Genomic DNA, 16737 nt, shown 5'->3' on the forward strand with positions numbered 1-16737 from the left:
AGTGTTTGATATAGTTAAATGAGTAATAGCGCTCATTTCTAATAGCTATACCCCTCATGCGAATTACGTAGCCTACTGAGATGAGACAAACAGTTTGCCACCTCCGATGTCTGCCTCCTGAAGCTCGAAGTACTGCCCGTTGGCTTTCAGCGCATGGATGATGCGACATTGGGCATAAACGGTGCTGTATGAGGTATTCGGGCCTTGGATGTTGAGCACCATTTCCCCTCCGTAGTTTCGCTCGTACCTCAAGTCGTTCAGGACTCCCGCCGCTTCACCATTGGCCTCCGCGATTTCGATCACCAACTCCCGTAAGGCCGATTGATCGGTGTCTGCCACCTCAGCAGAAAATCTAACCTGGCGCTGGCTTCGAAAGCCTCCGCGACCACTGGCTGAGCCTATTCGGTTAAATGTGATGTGGGCAAGCAGGACTACTTCCATGGTCTGAGCCTTCTATGTGGGTCTTATTTCTTGGTAGCAGGGACAGTGTAAACGAGGCGAGTTGCCCCCTGTGCTCTGGTTAAATCGCATCCAGCGATGACTCACCGATTCCGTTGTAGCGGTGCGATGAGAAGGCTCCAAAGCGTCTCGGCCCCGCCTTCTTGGGATAGCTTCTGGTCTTGCCGAGTGTGGAACGCCATCCCAAAAGTCTTCAAGTACAAGGAGTGTTCGTCTATATCTACTGTAAGTGCCTCGTTGAACGAGCCACCGCCAAACGAATCTCCATGTCTGTAATAGATCCCGGCGCCTAGCTGGCCGCCGGTGAACACAGTCGCCTTTGCAACGTCGTGGCCATCCTTGTAGATATTTGCAGAAAAGCGATTGGCATCTATACGTCGAAATACCCCTTCGTACCCTGGGTTGCGTGTCTGCAACTCCGCCAACGAGTTCTCGAAGTAGCGGGCGATGTACTCGAAGCCTTCGAGCAGGAAGCGGTCTTTGTCCAGTTGGGTGAAGCTTTTAGCCATCCGAAGGTTACTCGACCTAGTGCTAGTCGGGGCCGTGGGGGTGGGCACTGAGCCGGCATTGAAATTTTTAAGCTCAGGTCGCGGTGTTGTGCTCGGTTGGCTGCGGCTGCATCGCTCGGCGGCCTTCCGCACCTCTTTCGCGACTTGCAAGAATGCTTCGTCCCGATCAGGCCAAAGTGTCACTGGCTTCCCATCTTGGGGCGTGCCGAGCAGCTTGCCGAACGGTGCGTAGTGCCAATCGCATGGGCGAAGAATCACAGGAATGATGATCGCTTCCCCGGCTGCGTGGCGCTCCATCGCTCGGGCCATCTCGATGTTGTAGCAATAGTCGGAAGCGATGAAGTCAGGACTGACCAGTAACAGGATGATTTCGTCGCTGTTGATGTGATCATCGATTGCTGCATCGATTTCTTGGCCCGCACCAATTCTGCGGTCGTGCCATGTATCAATGACCCCCTGGCGCTTGAGCATAGAAAGCTGCTTTTCCAGCTGGTCGCGCAAGGCTTCGTCCGCATGGCAGTAAGAGAAAAACACGTTCGGCAAAATGGTTACTCCCTCTCAGGTAGATACTGTTCCGATCATATGATCTGCTCGCCGTAGAAGTACAGGTTAGGGGAAAAAGGGAACTGATTTATTTCCAGAAAATAAATCTGAGAATCATCTGGCCGGCCTCCCCACCTCATGGAGGTGCCGCTGTAAGGCTTCGATAAACGCTGACGTTTAAAAAGACATCTCCAGACACTCTCTCAGGCTACACACCCTTGCGCCTTTGCCTACAGCTACGCCAGAATCCGCCGGCTTGTGCGCTTTGTACCTGGTCTTTATCGTCTACGTGTCGCTGGCAACCCAGCGACCGGGTTTAGCGACCTGACCAGGTATAAGTACAACGACGCTCCAGTTTGTCGCAGACGTTTGCGACGACGATATGGTGGCTGTGCGTGGGAGACCTTCGGGTCTGCCGGGTCTTATACCTCTCGGTTCGCTAACCCGCGCACAGCTGCCACCCTTACTTGTTTAGCGACAGGTGTTGGTGGTTCCACCAGGTATAAAAATGGAGCTTCACCATGATCAAACCAACACCCAACCCGCCCGAAACCGACTCGGTTTCCCCCTACGAATCCCTCGACTCAAAAAAACTCCACGAAGCCGCCGACCGTGCGCTCGACCATTACCTCTGTCCACCCGGTTCCACGCCGCCGCCTCGGAAAACCCGTGGGATGTATGCCGTGACTGCGGACAACAAAAACGAAGAATTGCTGATCGATGCCAGTGAAACACTCGCTTCGGCCAAAACCATCGCGCAGGACTGCGCCAGTCTGTTGCCGGCGGCGCAGCGCCGGGCGTTGTTGGGGATTGCGCAGTTGATCATGCTCGGGGAGCTGGCGGTGAATCGGGCGTTGGATAATTTGCAGTTGCCGGGGTGATGCGCGTATCGGGATCACCTGCTGATTGATTGGGTGTCCGTTCTGGCGCCTTCGCGGGCAAGCCCGCTCCCACAGGGTTTTGTGTTGATTGCAGATGTTGTGTACGACGCTGAAAGCTGTGGGAGCGGGTCGGTTACTGTCCTGCGCCGTTTTCGTGTGGTTATTGAGGCGCCTCGGAACATTCACGGGTCCATCGCGTCACCGTCATGTCATCGAATTGCTCACCGATGGTATCGACGCGTAGGCAAGTTCCTGTCTTCGCGTAGTACAAGATGCAGCGCGAGCTATCAAACGAGCAGGTGTCCAGTTCGAAGAACTTGTGTGCAGCCAGCTCTTTCTCCGCGCCACTGTATTCATAGCCGTCGTTGGTATGCATCCGCGTCGGCTTCCAGCCTTGTTTGACTAGCTTGGATCTGGCCGCAGCCAAACGCTCACCGACGATGATGCCTGCTGGCCCGCTCTTGTCGTTTGGCGCCTGTGAGGCATCGGCAAGCGTTGCGCTGATACCCATGCAATAAAGTGCGGCTAGTACGAGGGTCGAAGCCTTCATTTGACAGTTCCTATAGCCGATCTTTAGCTCGACAAAAGCTTCTGACATTCGGTGTGAGGTTGTGGGGGATGGTGGTTCTTTTGCCAAGCCCTTCGGGAAGTGCTGTCTCCCTTGTTGCTGCTTTAGGCCTAGTGCTGAGCCATTGAAAATTGGAAGCTGCTATGAATGCAGCCTAGTAAAAGTGACTTAGGTAATTGCCTGCTTTTATTTAGTCGTTCCTGTGATTTTTCTTCCGGTGCAATGAAGGGCTGCCACCAGAAAATCCTTGAGTGACCACGCCCAAAGACCCAGAAGCATGCAGATCACCAAAAAAGTGAAATATTGATGAAAGTCCGTACGGGGCACTTTTTGGCTGGTTATTCCAACCAGCCCGAGACTTATCACGCTGACGCAAAAAAAACTCAGGCATCGAATAGCGAGATAGCAAAGGTCTCTGAAGTTAATCGTAGATACCCAGTTTTTTGCAGATTCAGAAAATAAAGCCGACCACACCAGATGAAACAGGCTTGCGTACATAAAGCTCAGGCTCAGGCGTTCCGCTACATCAGCGCCGGAACCCAGGAAAATTTGTGAATAGAAATGGTCGAGAAAAACACCTACGGGACGCATGAGGTCAAGGAAAGGAAACAGGGCAACCCCACCTGCGAGGTAAATGGCTAAAAAAGCGATGACTTTCATCTCGCACTCCGTTGCTTTATTTGCCAGGTCGATTTGATATCAGATCGGTGAATTGCATTCTAAATATCAACCTCGACATTGGCGTTGCCTGACTATTTTTTCAGCTAGGTAAGTCAACAGCATAGTCATCCTGACCACTTCCGGTAATTCAGTCGCTGGCTATCAGAAGGGTAGAGGGCCAGACGGCAGAGAAGCACGGTTTACCGGCGAGCGGGGTTTCGATGGGCTGCGAGGTTGAGCATTTCGCTAGGGATAAGTGAACGGATCTATTCAGAGAGGCATTACGGAATTCGTTCCCGATAAGAAGGAAAAGGGTGCGGATTTATTTTTGAAAAATAGATCCGACCCTTTGAATGATCTGCAGGCGAATAAGATTACCGAGCTACTGCCGCACAGGTGGATGCCCATCCAACGGTGCAACCTCTGACGGTGCACCGTATCAAGATTACCTAGTCGCCAAAATCAACGGCATTACTGCTAGCCCGGACATAATAATTATCGAATTCACCGCTTTCGACGAACACGAAGCCATGGCGAGTGTAAAAACGATTTGAAGCGCTTTCCTTGAGAGCACCCACCTTGATGGGACGCCCGATCTCATCAGCCTCTCTGAAAATCCGAGTAAGAACTTCAGAGCCGATTCCTGCTCCTTGCGCACTGGGTATCACATACAAGTGGTCAAGCAGAAGCTCGCTCTGATGGTCTTTGATTACGACAAAACCGACCAGATCACCTGAGACTTCTATGCGGCGTGTGCTGTTAGCGTCGAACCCAGCAATAAATCGTTCGCGCGCACGATCCGGGTTAAATCGTCCAAGCCGTTCAAGGCTCTCGCGCATGGCCTCAATCCTGATGGCTACCAGATCTTCCAGGTCGTTACTGGAAGCTGCGCATAAAACGACAGCGGAGTTTTGATCAGCGGAGGCTGGCATAACAAGCACCCTAAACATGGCCGGTCAGTCATTATGCAGAGAACAGAATCCGCATAACCACTATTGCCTCGGTGCAATGGAGGCGATGGCTCCATGTCAGCTTCAGGGGGATGTGTTCCGCGGACGCTTACGTCTGTTGGGACAAGGGGACGGAGCTGTTGTGGGATCCGAGACGCAATGAGGATTTCAAAAAAAGGGGACTGATTTCTTTCTATAAAATAAATCAGCCCCCTTTGTTATCACTTTGTTGTTGACGTCTGGTTTCAATCCTTTTCCGGGCATTTGAAGTTCCAGGAATAAACTTTCATGTCTTTCACTTCTTCGCCAACAGTTCCTACACCTAAACAATCTCCGTTCTTGATGTAGTTGAAGCTGCAGAAACGGACGCCCTCCGTGCAAGACTCGATTTCAATGAAGCCTTTTCTTTGGATGACGTTTTCGACCCCGAACTCACCTGAGTAGGACGGATTCGGCTTCCAGCCATTTTTGATCAAAGCTTTTCGGGCTTTCGAAAATGGCATTCCCTCTTTGATGGGAACGTCTGCTGCGCTAGAAAATAAACTGACGCTACATAAAAGGCTGATGACTAATATTTTTAGTTTCATTTAACAGTACCGCCAAAAATCTACCGTCCATGTACATTTGCGTCGCACAGAATGCCTGAGGCAAAAGTTGCGTTCAACATTTCTTACAGTCCTTTGATTGACTGTTGGTGAGTGGCTTCTGTCGAGTCGCTCGCAATGCCTTTACGCCCCGACTGGGTTTACGTTTTGTGCGCGGGAAAAATTGCCGGTAATTGGGGCAGATTCGTTTAAGTAGGGGAGGTGCCGCATTAAGGTCTCGATAAACACTAGCGTTTAAAAAGACATCTCCAAACACTCTCCCAGGCTACATATCCTTGCGCCTTTGCCTACAGCTACGCCAGAATCCGCCGGCTTGTGCGCCTTGGGGGCGGGTTCTATTGTGGTGCGGTCGCTGACACATCAGCGATCGGATTTGACCGTCCGCCCAATATCAAGGCGCGCCAGCGTTCTGCACGTGTTCACGCATTGTCTGAGATCATGTCGCGGTGGCTGTGCGTGGGACACCTTCGGGTGTGCCGGATTCCTTGATGTCCGGTCGGTCAACCCGCGTACAGCTGCCACCCTGTTTGTTTGACCGCGAACGGTGGCAGCTCCAGTCATCAAGGAGCTTCACCATGATCAAACCAACACCCAATCCGCCCGAAACCGCCTCGGTTTCCCCCTACGAATCCATCGATTCCAAAAAACTCCACGAAGCCGCCGACCGCGCCCTAGACCATTACCTCTGTCCGCCCGGTTCCACGCCGCCCCGACGTAAAAACCGTGGGATGTACGCCGTGACTGCGGACAACAAAACCGAAGAACTGCTGGTCGATGCCAGTGCAACACTCGCTTCGGCCAAAACCATTGCGCAGGACTGCGCCAGTCTGTTGCCGGCGGCGCAGCGTCGGGCGTTGTTGGGGATTGCGCAGTTGATCATGCTTGGTGAGCTGGCGGTGAATCGGGCGCTGGATAATCTGCAATTGGCGGATTGATGCGGGTGTCGGGTACATCTGGTGATTGATTGGGTGTCCGTTCTGGCGCCTTCGCGAGCAGGCTCACTCCTACAGGGTTTTGGGGTGGTCACGGATAGTGTGTCCGGTGCTGAAACCTGTGGGAGTTGGCTTGAGCGCGATGTCGGCCCGACAGCCTGGATTTTTGTCTGCAGGCGCAGGGAGCGCTTGCCCATGCTAAATTTCGCGAAATCAAATAGTTGAAAATAGAGTTCGAACGCTATGTTGACCCTTCTCAAGGGAGAGAATCAGGGCTTGAAGGTCAAGCCTCGCTGGCCATCCTCTGAAGTACTGATTGAACAAAATGTCTTTCTTAAATTGATTGAAGCCCAGTCGAGGCTTCCCCCGTCAGTTCAACTCCTGCTCGTTCGGGGATATGAAAATAAAACCAGTCAACTTGGGTTATTCAGGGTCCTGTCGAGGTGGCTGGGCATCCGGTTGTTTTGCGCTTGCTACCCAGGCCGAAAAGACGAGGTGAGCGATATATTCGGCTCCAATGGGCATGACGTGGATGGCTCTCATGTGGATGTTTCAATCATTCTGAATGGCAGGAGACTGCGATTTTTGCCGTTGGGCGTATTTACATCGCCGAGCCTTCAACACAGCAGGGCGGCTGAACATCTCAGCGTTCTCAACGAGGTCAAGGCTGCGCTGATGCAGTGCGGTTTCAAGATTCACTGCAACCCGACAGAGAGCATGCAGATACATTGCGACTTCGCAGGATAGTTGGCTGGTGCTGCAGATCTTTTCTGGGAAGAGTTGGCTCAGATGGACTGGCATCGAGCAAGTAAAGCGTCCCGGCTGTTTAAACTGAAGGTCTTCAAGCATGACTAAATTGCAATGCGCGGCGCTGGCGATGTTGTTCAGTATTGCGGCCATAGCCCAGGCCGAACCAAGCGTGCAGGTCGGTTTTTCCCCGGAAGGTTCGGCGCGAAAGCTGGTTTTGCAAACCATTGGGTCTGCGCAGCACAGCATTCAAATGCTCGCCTATGCGTTTCAGGCTCCCGATATCGTGCAGGCTTTGATTGATGCGGAGAAGCGTGGGGTGGAGGTGCGGATAGTGGTCGATAAAAAGCGAAATCTGGGCAAGTCCAGTAAGGCGGCGATGGACCTTGTGGTTTTGAACGGCGTGGAACTGCGTACCAATGAACATTTCCATCTTCATCACGACAAAACCATCATCGTCGACGGTAATACGATCGAAACAGGTTCGTTCAATTTCGCTCCGTCCGCCGAAAAGGCTAACTCGGAAAATGTGGTTGTGATTCGAGATATGGCGGAGGTTTCGCGTCAATACATTGCGCATTGGCAATCACGCTGGGAGCTTGGTGTGCCTTATCCGTAACGCTGACGGGCATATGAATGTCTGGCTGGGATGGCAGGTTAGTCAGTCATCGGGCGGAAGCCGATGTTCGACCGATTGCCGTGTTCGGTTATAGGGAGTGCTGGCGGTGAATCGGGTGTTAGATAATTTGTAATTGACGGGGTGATGCGCGTGTCGGGGTCGGGGTCACCTGGTGATTGATGGGTGTCTGTTCTGGCGCCTTCGCGGGCAAGCCCGCTCCCACAGGGTTCTGTGGTGAGTGCAAAATCTGCAAACACCACAAAACCTGCGGCAGGTCCTACAGGGGGCGGTTTAGTAGGGTTTCGAGTTTTGCTAGCGGCGGCGCATCCTGGTTTCGGTCGAAGACTTGAATGCCGATCTTCAGCAATCGACCATTCTCTGCCGCTGCGATTACCTGTTCACAGCGCAGCATTAGCCGGCCCTGATCGCAATCCTGCGCTTTCATGCCGATCGGCAACTTGCCTTCCAGTCGCAACTCCGCCATCCGACTCTGCGCTGCAATCAGCGCCACCGACCGATCCCTTAAAACCCCACTGCTCTGCGTCATCAACCCCGCCACGCGCACAGCCGCCGACATCGCCACAGCAATAATCGCCAGCGCCACCAGCACCTCAATCAACGTGAAACCTTCTTCCCGCGAACGCGCACGCATAACTGGCCCAAAACCCAAACCCAGCCCTCGACGCTAACCCCCGTCCTTGACGGCTTGACGACGAAAACACCCGAGGATTTTCAACATCACTGACATATCTTCTTGCAACACTGCGCGTCGAATCGAATCAAGCCAGGGAATGTCGAGATGGATATCGCACCTTTCAAATCGCTTCAGCAACCGATGCGCACGCCCCGTGGGCAGCAGGGTTTTACCCTGATCGAGATCATGGTGGTCGTGGTGATTCTGGGTATTCTGGCGGCGATGGTGGTGCCCAAGGTGCTCGACCGGCCGGATCAGGCGCGGGCGACGGCGGCGAAGCAGGATATTAGTGGGTTGATGCAGGCGTTGAAGTTGTATCGCCTCGATCATGGCACTTACCCGAGCATGAACCAGGGGCTGAAGGTGTTGGTGGAGCGGCCGGCGGATGCGAAGAACAGCAATTGGCGCTCGTACCTGGAGCGCTTGCCGAACGATCCGTGGGGGCGTCCTTATCAATACCTCAACCCCGGCGCCAATGGCGAGATCGACATCTTTTCCCTCGGTGCCGACGGTCAGCCGGACGGCGACGGCGTGAATGCCGATATCGGTTCCTGGCAGTTGTAAGGCCGGCCATGAACAGCCGCTCGCCTGAGGGGGCGAAGCAACAGGGCATGGCGATTATCAGCGCGTTGTTGATTGCGGCTGTGGTGGCGGTGATTGCGGCGGGCATGTTGACGCGCCAGAGCGTGTCGACCCGTGCGCTGGAGGCGGATCAGCAGCGTGTGCAGGGGCGTTGGGTGGTGCAGGGCGGGTTGGAGATCAGCCGGCAATTGCTCTGGGATGCACGTCAGCGCGACCCGTTGACCCGGCTCGATCAGCCGTGGGCGCAGCGTCTCTCCGCGCAAGGTTTTGAGGGGCGACTGGAGGATGAGCAGGGCAAGTTCAACCTGCGCAATCTGGTGGCCAACGAGCGGGTCGATGAGGCGCAGGTGGCGGCGTTTCAGCGCTTGTGCGAGTTGATCGGGGTCAGTGCCGGGTTGAGCCAGCGCATCAGTCAGCGGGTGATTGCTTCGTACCCGAGATTGCTGAATCCGCAGATTGCCGAGACGCCGAAAACAGGTTTCGACAGTGGTCGCGCGACCTCGCCAAACGCTTCCCGCAAACCGCAGAATCCGACGTTGCCAATGCTGCGCAGCATCGATGATCTGCGCAGTGTCGACGGCGTTAATGAGGCGCTGATCGGCAAACTGGCGCCGTACCTGACGGTGATTCCCGCGACGACTTGGCTCAATGGCAACACGGCTACTGCGCCGGTGTTAGCCGCTTATGTGCCGGGGCTGTCGTTGGAGCGCGCCAATGCGCTGATCGCCGAGCGCGATGCCGGGCGCTGGTTTATCAATCGTGGCGATTTCGTTAACCGCTTGCGCATGCCGCAACTGGAGCTGACCAGCGTCAAAGTCGGCATCACCAGTGACTGGTTTCGCCTGCGTGGCGAGGCGCGGCGCGATCAGCGGCGGGTCAGTCTTGAGGCGTTGCTGCATCGCAGCCAGGACCGCTTGCCGCAAGTGATCTGGTCGCGGGTGGGCGTATGAGCCAGTTGAAAGTGGCGTTGCCGCCCTTGGTGGAACTGGATCTGCACAGTCAATTGCACTGCGCCTGGCTGGATCGTCAAGGGCAGGTCACGCGGGAAGAGCGCCACAGTCTGAGCCAGTTGAGTCAGCAGGCGAAACTGCCGCCGCTGGTGTGTTTTCTGCACCCGGCTGACAGCCTGTTGGCGAGTCTCGATTTACCGCCGTTGCCTGCCAACAAGATTGACGCGGCGGTGCAGTGTGCGGCGCAGGCGTTGATGCTGGGCGACAGCAGCGAGATGCACATCGCGCACAGTTCGCGGGATGAGGCCGGGCAGGTGCAGATTGCTTGGGCGCCTCGGCAGCACTTGTTGCGTTTTGGCCAGTTGCTCAAAAGCGCTGGGCTGAACCTGCGCGGTCTCTACCCGGCGCCGTACAGTTTGCCGGTGCTGCCCGGCACTGTCGCTTGCGTGCAGGACGGTCATCTGTTGCTGCGCGATAGCGTGCAAGTGGCGCGGGTGCAGCCGTTGTTCGATGACGGCCTCGATAGTGTCGTGTGGGAACCGGGAAGCACGTTGCACTGGGTCGGCGATCAACCGCCGCCGGGTGCCGAATTGCCGATGGCGGATGCGCAGCGCTGGACCGGGCCGCTACCGGGTTGGGAGCTGCATGGCGCAGTCCAGCAACAAAAAACCGAGCATCGCGGCTGGGGCAGGGCGATCGCGATCTCAGCATTAGCCGTGGCGGTTTGGGTGATCGGTTTGAACCTGTATGCCGCTCGCGAAGCCGGGCAGGGTCAGCAGTTGAAAAGCCAGATGAACCTGCGGGTAAAGCAGGCGTTCCCTGAGTTGCCGGTGATCCTCAACCCGTTGCAACAGGCCCGTCAGCAACTGGCGGCGCGGCAGAAGAGCACGGCGGATGATCCGGCGCAGACTTTCAATCGTCTGGTGTTGCAGGCCGGCAGCGGCATGCCGTCGATGGCGGGCAGTGTCGAGCGGCTGACATTTGTCGACGGCACCTTGCAACTGAGTCTGCTCAGTGAAGCCCGTCGTGGCGGCAATGATCAGGACTGGCAAAGCACCTTGGCCCAGGCCGGTATCAGCGTGACGGCAGATGAGGACGGTTGGACCTTGCGTCCGTCCACTGAAGCCACCCCAAGCGAGAGCGATGACAGCGGCGGAGCAGAAGAAGATGAATAAGGCCTCGCTCGCGTTGTACCGCGCCAAGTTGCAGCGCGTTAACGCTCAGGTGCAGGCGCGTTGGCAGCCGTTGGCGCTGCGCGAAAAACGCATGGTCGGCGGGATGGCCGTTGCGCTGATCGGCCTGCTGCTGTGGGTCGCGCTGATCCAGCCGCCGCTGAAGAAAATCGCTTATTGGGAAACCGAAACGCCAAAGCTGCGCGCCCAGACCGAAGCGCTGGAAGTGCTGCTGCGCGAAGTCAGCGTGCGCCCGGACGGGCAAACCGTGGCGCAGTCGCTGGAGCAGACCCTGCAGGCCAGCGGCCTCGCCGGGCACTATCAATTGCAGGCCGGGGAGGCCGGTGCCTGGCTGCTGACCTTCGACGCGGCACCGGCCGACGCCCTGCTCGACTGGCTGTTGAGCAACCCGGCACAACTTTCTCTGCAAGTGGTCGAGGCCCGTTTGCAACGCGCAGACAACCCCTCGACCGAAGTCACTGCCGGCACTTTGTCAGGCACCGTTCGCATGGATCAGGCGCTGGGCGCTAAGGAAGCTTCATGAAGGGGTCAGGATCCAAACCGGCACGTCTGGCGTTGCCGATGCTGCTGATGGCGTTGAGCGCGTGCAGCAACACCACTACACCACAGAATCAGCCGCCGTTGCTGGTCGACAGTGAGCTGGGCCGGCCGCTGGCCAACACCCAACGCAGCGGCGACGCGGTGCTCGACCGCGAGCGCGCACAGGCGCAGGCGCGACCTGTGCCGAAGCAATTGCACAACATCAGCAAGCGTGCGCGCAGCGGCGCGGCGGCGTCGGGTATTGCGTTGCCGAGCAATCCTTTGGGCGATCAACCGGTGACGCTGAATTTTGTCGACGCCGATATTCAAGCGGTTGTGCGGGCGCTGTCGCGTTCGACCGGGCAGCAGTTTCTGGTCGACCCTCGGGTCAAGGGCACGTTGACGCTGGTCTCGGAAGGTCAGGTGCCGGCGCGGCAGGCTTACGACATGCTGCTCGCGGCGTTGCGTATGCAGGGTTTCAGCGTCGTTGATGTCGGCGGCGTGGCGCAGGTGGTGCCGGAGGCGGATGCGAAGTTGTTGGGTGGGCCAATTTACAGCGCTGACAAACCGGCCGGTAACGGCATGCTCACCCGTACGTTTCGTTTGCAATACGAGAACGCGGTGAACCTTATTCCGGTGCTGCGCCCGATTGTTTCGCCGAACAATCCGATCAACGCCTATCCGGGCAATAACACCATCGTCATCACCGATTACGCGGAGAACCTGACCCGCGTGGCGCAGTTGATTGCGAGCATTGATTCGCCGAGTGCGATTGACACGGATGTGGTGCAGATCCAGAACGGTATCGCTGCCGACATTGCGCCGATGGTGGCGGATTTGCTCGATGCGCCAGGCAATGATCCGACGCAGAAAATCGCAGTGATCGGTGATCCGCGCTCCAACACCATCATCATTCGCGCCGGCAGTCCGGAGCGCACGGAGCTGGCGCGTAATCTGATCTACAAACTCGACAACGCGCAGAGCAATCCGAGCAATTTGCATGTGGTTTATTTGCGCAACGCGCAAGCGGCGAAACTGGCGCAGGCATTGCGCGGTTTGCTCACGGGCGAGAGCGACAGCGGCACCAGCGACAGTGCGCGTTCGGTGCTCAGTGCGATGGGTGCGAGCACTGGCGGCAACGCTGGGCAGAACGGCCAGAGTGGTGCGCAAAGCAGCGGCACGACATCGACCAGCAATAGCAGCGGAAGTACCGGTGGCAGTTACGCCCAAGGCAGTGGCGGCACCAGCAGCGGCGCTAATCAGGCCAGCGAGCAGAACGTTGCCTTCAGTGCCGGTGGCGTGACCATTCAGGCCGACGCCACCACCAATACTTTGCTGATTTCTGCGCCGGAACCGCTGTATCGCAACCTGCGCGAAGTCATCGATCTGCTTGACCAACGGCGTGCGCAAGTGGTGATCGAAAGCCTGATTGTCGAAGTCGGCGAGGACGATGCCAGTGAGTTCGGCGTGCAATGGCAGACCGGCAACCTCGGCGGTAATGGCGTGATCGGTGGCGCGAATCTGGGTGGTTCGGGGATCAACCTCAACGGCAAAACCAGCCTCGACGTGCTGCCGCAAGGCTTGAACCTCGGTTACGTCAACGGCACGGTGGACATCCCTGGCATCGGCAAGATTCTTGACCTGAAAGTGCTGGCCCGGGCTTTGAAGAGCAAGGGCGGCACCAACGTGTTGTCGACGCCGAACCTGCTGACGCTGGACAACGAAGCGGCGAGTATTTTTGTGGGCCAGACCATTCCGTTTGTCAGCGGCAGTTATGTTACGGGCGGCGGGGGCACCAGCAATAACCCGTTCCAGACGGTGACCCGTGAAGAGGTTGGCTTGAAGCTTAACGTGCGCCCGCAGATTTCCGAGGGTGGCACGGTCAAGCTCGATATCTATCAGGAGGTGAGCAGCATTGATGAGCGTGCCTCCAGCAGTGCAAAAGCTGCGGGCATCGTCACCAACAAACGCGCAATCGATACCAGCATCCTGCTTGATGACGGCCAGATCATGGTGCTCGGCGGTTTGCTGCAGGACGGTTACAGCCAGAGCAATGACGCGGTGCCATGGTTATCGACGATCCCCGGCCTCGGCGCATTGTTTCGCAATGAACGCCGGGCGATCACCAAGACCAACCTGATGGTGTTCCTGCGCCCGTACATCATTCGTGATAGCGAAGCGGGGCGCAGCATTACGCTGAACCGCTATGACTTCATGCGCCGGGCGCAGGGTGGATTGCAGCCGGAGCGTAGCTGGGCAATGCCGGATATGCAGGCGCCGCAGTTGCCTTCGGCGGCGCAGGGTGTGCCGGCGGTGGCGCCAACCTCAGGCCCACGCGCAACCATTAAAGCGGTGCCGATTGAAGGGAGCACACGCTTTTGAAACCTGCCCTCAATGTGAGTGATGCCTTTGTGGTGAGGGGATTTATCCCCGATGGGTTGCGCAGCAGCCCCAAAGCCAGTCACCCGGATTTTACTGATGAACCGCGTGTGCAGGATTTACGACTGCTGCGCAGCCGATCGGGGATAAATCCCCTCGCCACAGGGGATCCCAGTGCTCCAAGGGATTGCATTGCCACCGGGGAGATCATTCGGGTTGCGGAGGGGCGGCGATGAGTGTGTTGCCTTACGCCTGGGCCAAGGCGCAGCGGGTTTTGTTGTGTGATGGGGTGTTGACGGTGTGCCCGTCGACGCCGGGTTGGTCGATCAGCGAGGCGCGGCGGCAGTTTGGTGCGACCACGATTCAGCGTGTGCGCGATGACGAACTGGATGGCTTGCTTGCCACTGCCTATGCCGACACGGGTAGTGCGGCAGCGGTGGTCGGCGCAGCAGAAAACGAAGTCGACCTCGACCGCTTGATGCAAGACATGCCGGAAATCACCGACCTGCTCGACACCCAGGACGGCGCACCGGTGATTCGCATGATCAACGCTTTGCTCACCCAAGCCGCGCGCGATGAGGCCAGTGACATTCACATTGAGCCGTTTGAAACCCATTCGGTGGTGCGCTATCGCGTCGACGGCACGCTGCGTGACGTGGTCTCGCCGCGCAAGGCGTTGCACGGCGCATTGGTGTCGCGGATCAAGATCATGGCCCAGCTCGACATCGCCGAAAAACGCCTGCCGCAGGACGGTCGCATCGCTTTGCGCGTGGCCGGGCGGCCGATTGATATTCGTGTTTCAACGGTGCCGACCGGGCATGGCGAAAGGGTGGTGATGCGCTTGCTCGACAAACAGGCCGGGCGTCTGCACCTGGAAACCCTCGGCATGGACGCGCAAGTGCTGGCCAAACTCGATCACCTGATCCGCCAGCCCCACGGCATCGTGCTGGTCACCGGGCCGACCGGCAGCGGCAAGACCACCAGTCTTTACGCGGCACTGGCGCGACTCGATGCGAGTACCAGCAATATCCTCACCGTTGAAGACCCGGTGGAATACGACCTGCCGGGCATCAGCCAGATTCAGGTCAACGCCAAGATCGACATGACCTTCGCGCTGGCGCTGCGAGCGATCCTGCGCCAGGACCCGGACATCATCATGATCGGCGAGATCCGCGATCTGGAAACCGCACAAATCGCCGTGCAGGCCTCACTGACCGGGCATTTGGTATTGGCGACATTGCACACCAACGACGCGGTGTCGGCGGTCAACCGCTTGATCGACATGGGCGTCGAGCCGTTTCTGCTGGCCTCGTCGATGCTCGGCGTACTCGCGCAACGCTTGGTGCGACGCTTGTGCAATCAGTGCAAACAGGAAGACCCGGCGACACCGGGGACGTGGCGCCCGGTCGGCTGCGCGGCTTGCAATCAAACCGGCTACAGCGGCCGCACCGGCATTCACGAATTGTTCTGCATCGACGACGACATCCGCACCCTGATTCACCAAGGTGCAGGGGAGCAGGCTCTGCGTGCATCGGCGGCCAAGGCCGGGATGTTCAGCCTGCGCGAGGACGGTGAGCGCTGGATCCGCAGCGGCGCCACCGCCCCTGAAGAAATCCTTCGTGTGACACGGGACGCCTGATGAATCGCTATCGTTTTGAAGCCGCCGATGCGACCGGCAAGATCGAATCCGGGCACCTTGAGGCGGACAGTCAGGGCGCCGCTTTCAGTGTGTTACGCGGGCGCGGGTTGACCGCGTTGTCGGTACACAAGGAAAGCAATGTCGCCAGCCATGGCGGTGGCGGATTGTTCAGCGCCAAGCTCTCGGACAACGATCTGGCCTGGGCCACGCGGCAATTGGCGAGTCTGTTGGGCGCCAGTCTGCCGCTGGAAGCGGCGCTGAGTGCCACGGTCGAGCAGGCCGAGAAAAAACACATCGCCCACACCCTCAGCGCCGTGCGCGCCGATGTGCGTAGCGGCATGCGTCTGGCGGAATCCCTCGCGGCGCGGCCACGGGATTTTCCGGAGATTTATCGCGCGCTGATTGCGGCGGGGGAAGAGTCCGGGGATCTGGCGCAAGTCATGGAGCGCCTGGCGGATTACATCGAGGAGCGCAACAACCTGCGCGGCAAGATTCTCACCGCGTTTATCTATCCGGGCGTGGTCGGGCTGGTGTCGATCGGCATTGTGATTTTCCTGCTCAGTTACGTCGTGCCGCAGGTAGTCAGCGCGTTTTCCCAGGCGCGGCAGGATTTGCCGGGGCTGACCCTGGCGATGCTCAATGCGAGTGATTTCATCCGCAGTTGGGGCTGGCTGTGTGCAGGGATCATGGGCGCAAGCTTCTGGAGTTGGCGCTTGTATCTGCGCAATCCGGCGGCGCGTTTGAGTTGGCATCATCGGGTGTTGAAGTTGCCGCTTTTCGGGCGTTTTATCCTGGGCCTGAACACCGCACGTTTCGCCTCGACCCTGGCGATTCTCGGCGGCGCCGGGGTGCCGTTGTTGCGCGCATTGGAAGCAGCGCGGCAGACACTGTCCAACGATCGCTTGAGCCTAAGTGTCACTGAGGCGACGGCCAAGGTGCGCGAAGGCGTCAACCTCGCCGCAGCATTGCGAGTGGAAAACGTCTTCCCGCCGGTGCTGATTCACCTGATCGCCAGTGGTGAGAAAACCGGTTCGCTGCCGCCTATGCTGGAGCGGGCGGCGCAGACGTTGTCCCGCGATATCGAGCGGCGGGCGATGGGCATGACGGCGTTGCTCGAACCGCTGATGATTGTGGTGATGGGCGGGGTGGTGCTGGTGATTGTGATGGCGGTGTTGTTGCCGATCATTGAGATCAACCAACTGGTCCAGTAGTGGTGTGTCTGAAATATTGATGGTGACTGGGCCGGCCTCATCGCTGGCAAGCCAGCTCCCACAGGGAACAGTGTTGTTAATGCGATTTGCGGCACAA

The 16737-nt window shown here is 57.6% G+C and carries 18 protein-coding genes; 11 read left to right on the top strand and 7 right to left on the bottom strand.

The genetic code is table 11. The features are described 5' to 3' along the window. Positions 1–72: 72 nt before the first annotated feature. On the bottom strand, positions 73–441 hold the full coding sequence (locus ACIONG_RS04300) for a hypothetical protein (protein WP_401296960.1): 369 nt from the start codon (positions 439–441) through the stop codon (positions 73–75). A gap of 101 nt (positions 442–542) precedes the next feature. Beyond that, complete coding sequence (locus ACIONG_RS04305) at positions 543–1511, bottom strand: toll/interleukin-1 receptor domain-containing protein (RefSeq protein ID WP_401296962.1); 969 nt, start codon at positions 1509–1511, stop codon at positions 543–545. 521 nt (positions 1512–2032) lie between these two features. On the opposite strand from ACIONG_RS04305, the gene ACIONG_RS04310 reads away from it, so the two are divergent. Beyond that, positions 2033–2392, top strand: coding sequence for a DUF6124 family protein (locus ACIONG_RS04310; protein ID WP_401296964.1), 360 nt, complete (start codon positions 2033–2035; stop codon positions 2390–2392). A gap of 160 nt (positions 2393–2552) precedes the next feature. Here ACIONG_RS04310 and ACIONG_RS04315 read toward each other — a convergent pair whose 3' ends face one another. The 4 genes from ACIONG_RS04315 to ACIONG_RS04330 all read right to left on the bottom strand — a co-directional run bounded on the left by ACIONG_RS04315 (position 2553) and on the right by ACIONG_RS04330 (position 5157). Next, entirely contained in the window at positions 2553–2942 is a 390-nt protein-coding gene (locus ACIONG_RS04315; RefSeq protein WP_401296966.1) for a hypothetical protein, read from the bottom strand. Positions 2943–3146: 204 nt separating this feature from the next. Beyond that, positions 3147–3620: a hypothetical protein gene (locus ACIONG_RS04320; RefSeq protein ID WP_401296967.1), complete on the bottom strand. Its 474-nt coding sequence runs from the start codon at positions 3618–3620 to the stop codon at positions 3147–3149. 449 nt (positions 3621–4069) lie between these two features. Beyond that, positions 4070–4552, bottom strand: coding sequence for a GNAT family N-acetyltransferase (locus ACIONG_RS04325; protein WP_401296969.1), 483 nt, complete (start codon positions 4550–4552; stop codon positions 4070–4072). Positions 4553–4815: 263 nt separating this feature from the next. Beyond that, positions 4816–5157 (bottom strand): hypothetical protein, encoded by a 342-nt coding sequence (locus ACIONG_RS04330; RefSeq protein WP_242487269.1) that lies wholly within the window; start codon positions 5155–5157, stop codon positions 4816–4818. Between the two features lie 593 nt (positions 5158–5750). Here ACIONG_RS04330 and ACIONG_RS04335 point away from each other — a divergent pair. The 3 genes from ACIONG_RS04335 to ACIONG_RS04345 all read left to right on the top strand — a co-directional run bounded on the left by ACIONG_RS04335 (position 5751) and on the right by ACIONG_RS04345 (position 7473). After that, entirely contained in the window at positions 5751–6110 is a 360-nt protein-coding gene (locus ACIONG_RS04335) for a DUF6124 family protein (protein WP_401296971.1), read from the top strand. 240 nt (positions 6111–6350) lie between these two features. After that, positions 6351–6854 (top strand): hypothetical protein, encoded by a 504-nt coding sequence (locus ACIONG_RS04340; protein ID WP_401296973.1) that lies wholly within the window; start codon positions 6351–6353, stop codon positions 6852–6854. A gap of 100 nt (positions 6855–6954) precedes the next feature. Next, positions 6955–7473, top strand: a complete 519-nt coding sequence (locus ACIONG_RS04345) for a phospholipase D family protein (protein ID WP_401296975.1) — start codon at positions 6955–6957, stop codon at positions 7471–7473. 277 nt (positions 7474–7750) lie between these two features. Here ACIONG_RS04345 and gspI read toward each other — a convergent pair whose 3' ends face one another. Beyond that, positions 7751–8125 (bottom strand): type II secretion system minor pseudopilin GspI, encoded by a 375-nt coding sequence (gene gspI / locus ACIONG_RS04350; RefSeq protein ID WP_401296977.1) that lies wholly within the window; start codon positions 8123–8125, stop codon positions 7751–7753. A 147-nt stretch (positions 8126–8272) separates the two neighbouring features. Between gspI and gspG the strand changes: the two genes are divergently transcribed. From gspG to gspF, 7 genes are all read left to right on the top strand, one after another. Then, entirely contained in the window at positions 8273–8731 is a 459-nt protein-coding gene (gene gspG / locus ACIONG_RS04355) for a type II secretion system major pseudopilin GspG (protein WP_401296979.1), read from the top strand. Between the two features lie 8 nt (positions 8732–8739). After that, positions 8740–9699, top strand: a complete 960-nt coding sequence (gene gspK, locus ACIONG_RS04360; RefSeq protein WP_401296981.1) for a type II secretion system minor pseudopilin GspK — start codon at positions 8740–8742, stop codon at positions 9697–9699. Continuing rightward, a complete protein-coding gene (gene gspL, locus ACIONG_RS04365) occupies positions 9696–10874 on the top strand; it encodes a type II secretion system protein GspL (protein ID WP_401296983.1) in 1179 nt (392 codons plus the stop codon). Before gspK ends, gspL begins: the two co-directional genes overlap by 4 nt. Continuing rightward, entirely contained in the window at positions 10867–11415 is a 549-nt protein-coding gene (gene gspM, locus ACIONG_RS04370; protein WP_401296985.1) for a type II secretion system protein GspM, read from the top strand. The genes gspL and gspM overlap by 8 nt, the downstream gene beginning before the upstream one ends. Further along, positions 11412–13793 (top strand): type II secretion system secretin GspD, encoded by a 2382-nt coding sequence (gene gspD, locus ACIONG_RS04375; RefSeq protein ID WP_401296986.1) that lies wholly within the window; start codon positions 11412–11414, stop codon positions 13791–13793. The genes gspM and gspD overlap by 4 nt, the downstream gene beginning before the upstream one ends. Before the next feature lie 229 nt (positions 13794–14022). After that, a complete protein-coding gene (gspE, locus tag ACIONG_RS04380) occupies positions 14023–15429 on the top strand; it encodes a type II secretion system ATPase GspE (RefSeq protein ID WP_401296988.1) in 1407 nt (468 codons plus the stop codon). Beyond that, entirely contained in the window at positions 15429–16640 is a 1212-nt protein-coding gene (gene gspF / locus ACIONG_RS04385) for a type II secretion system inner membrane protein GspF (protein ID WP_103302419.1), read from the top strand. The genes gspE and gspF overlap by 1 nt, the downstream gene beginning before the upstream one ends. Positions 16641–16737: the final 97 nt, after the last annotated feature.

It is taken from the genome of Pseudomonas sp. NPDC087817 (genome assembly GCF_044742875.1).
Classification (GTDB): Bacteria; Pseudomonadota; Gammaproteobacteria; order Pseudomonadales; family Pseudomonadaceae; genus Aquipseudomonas.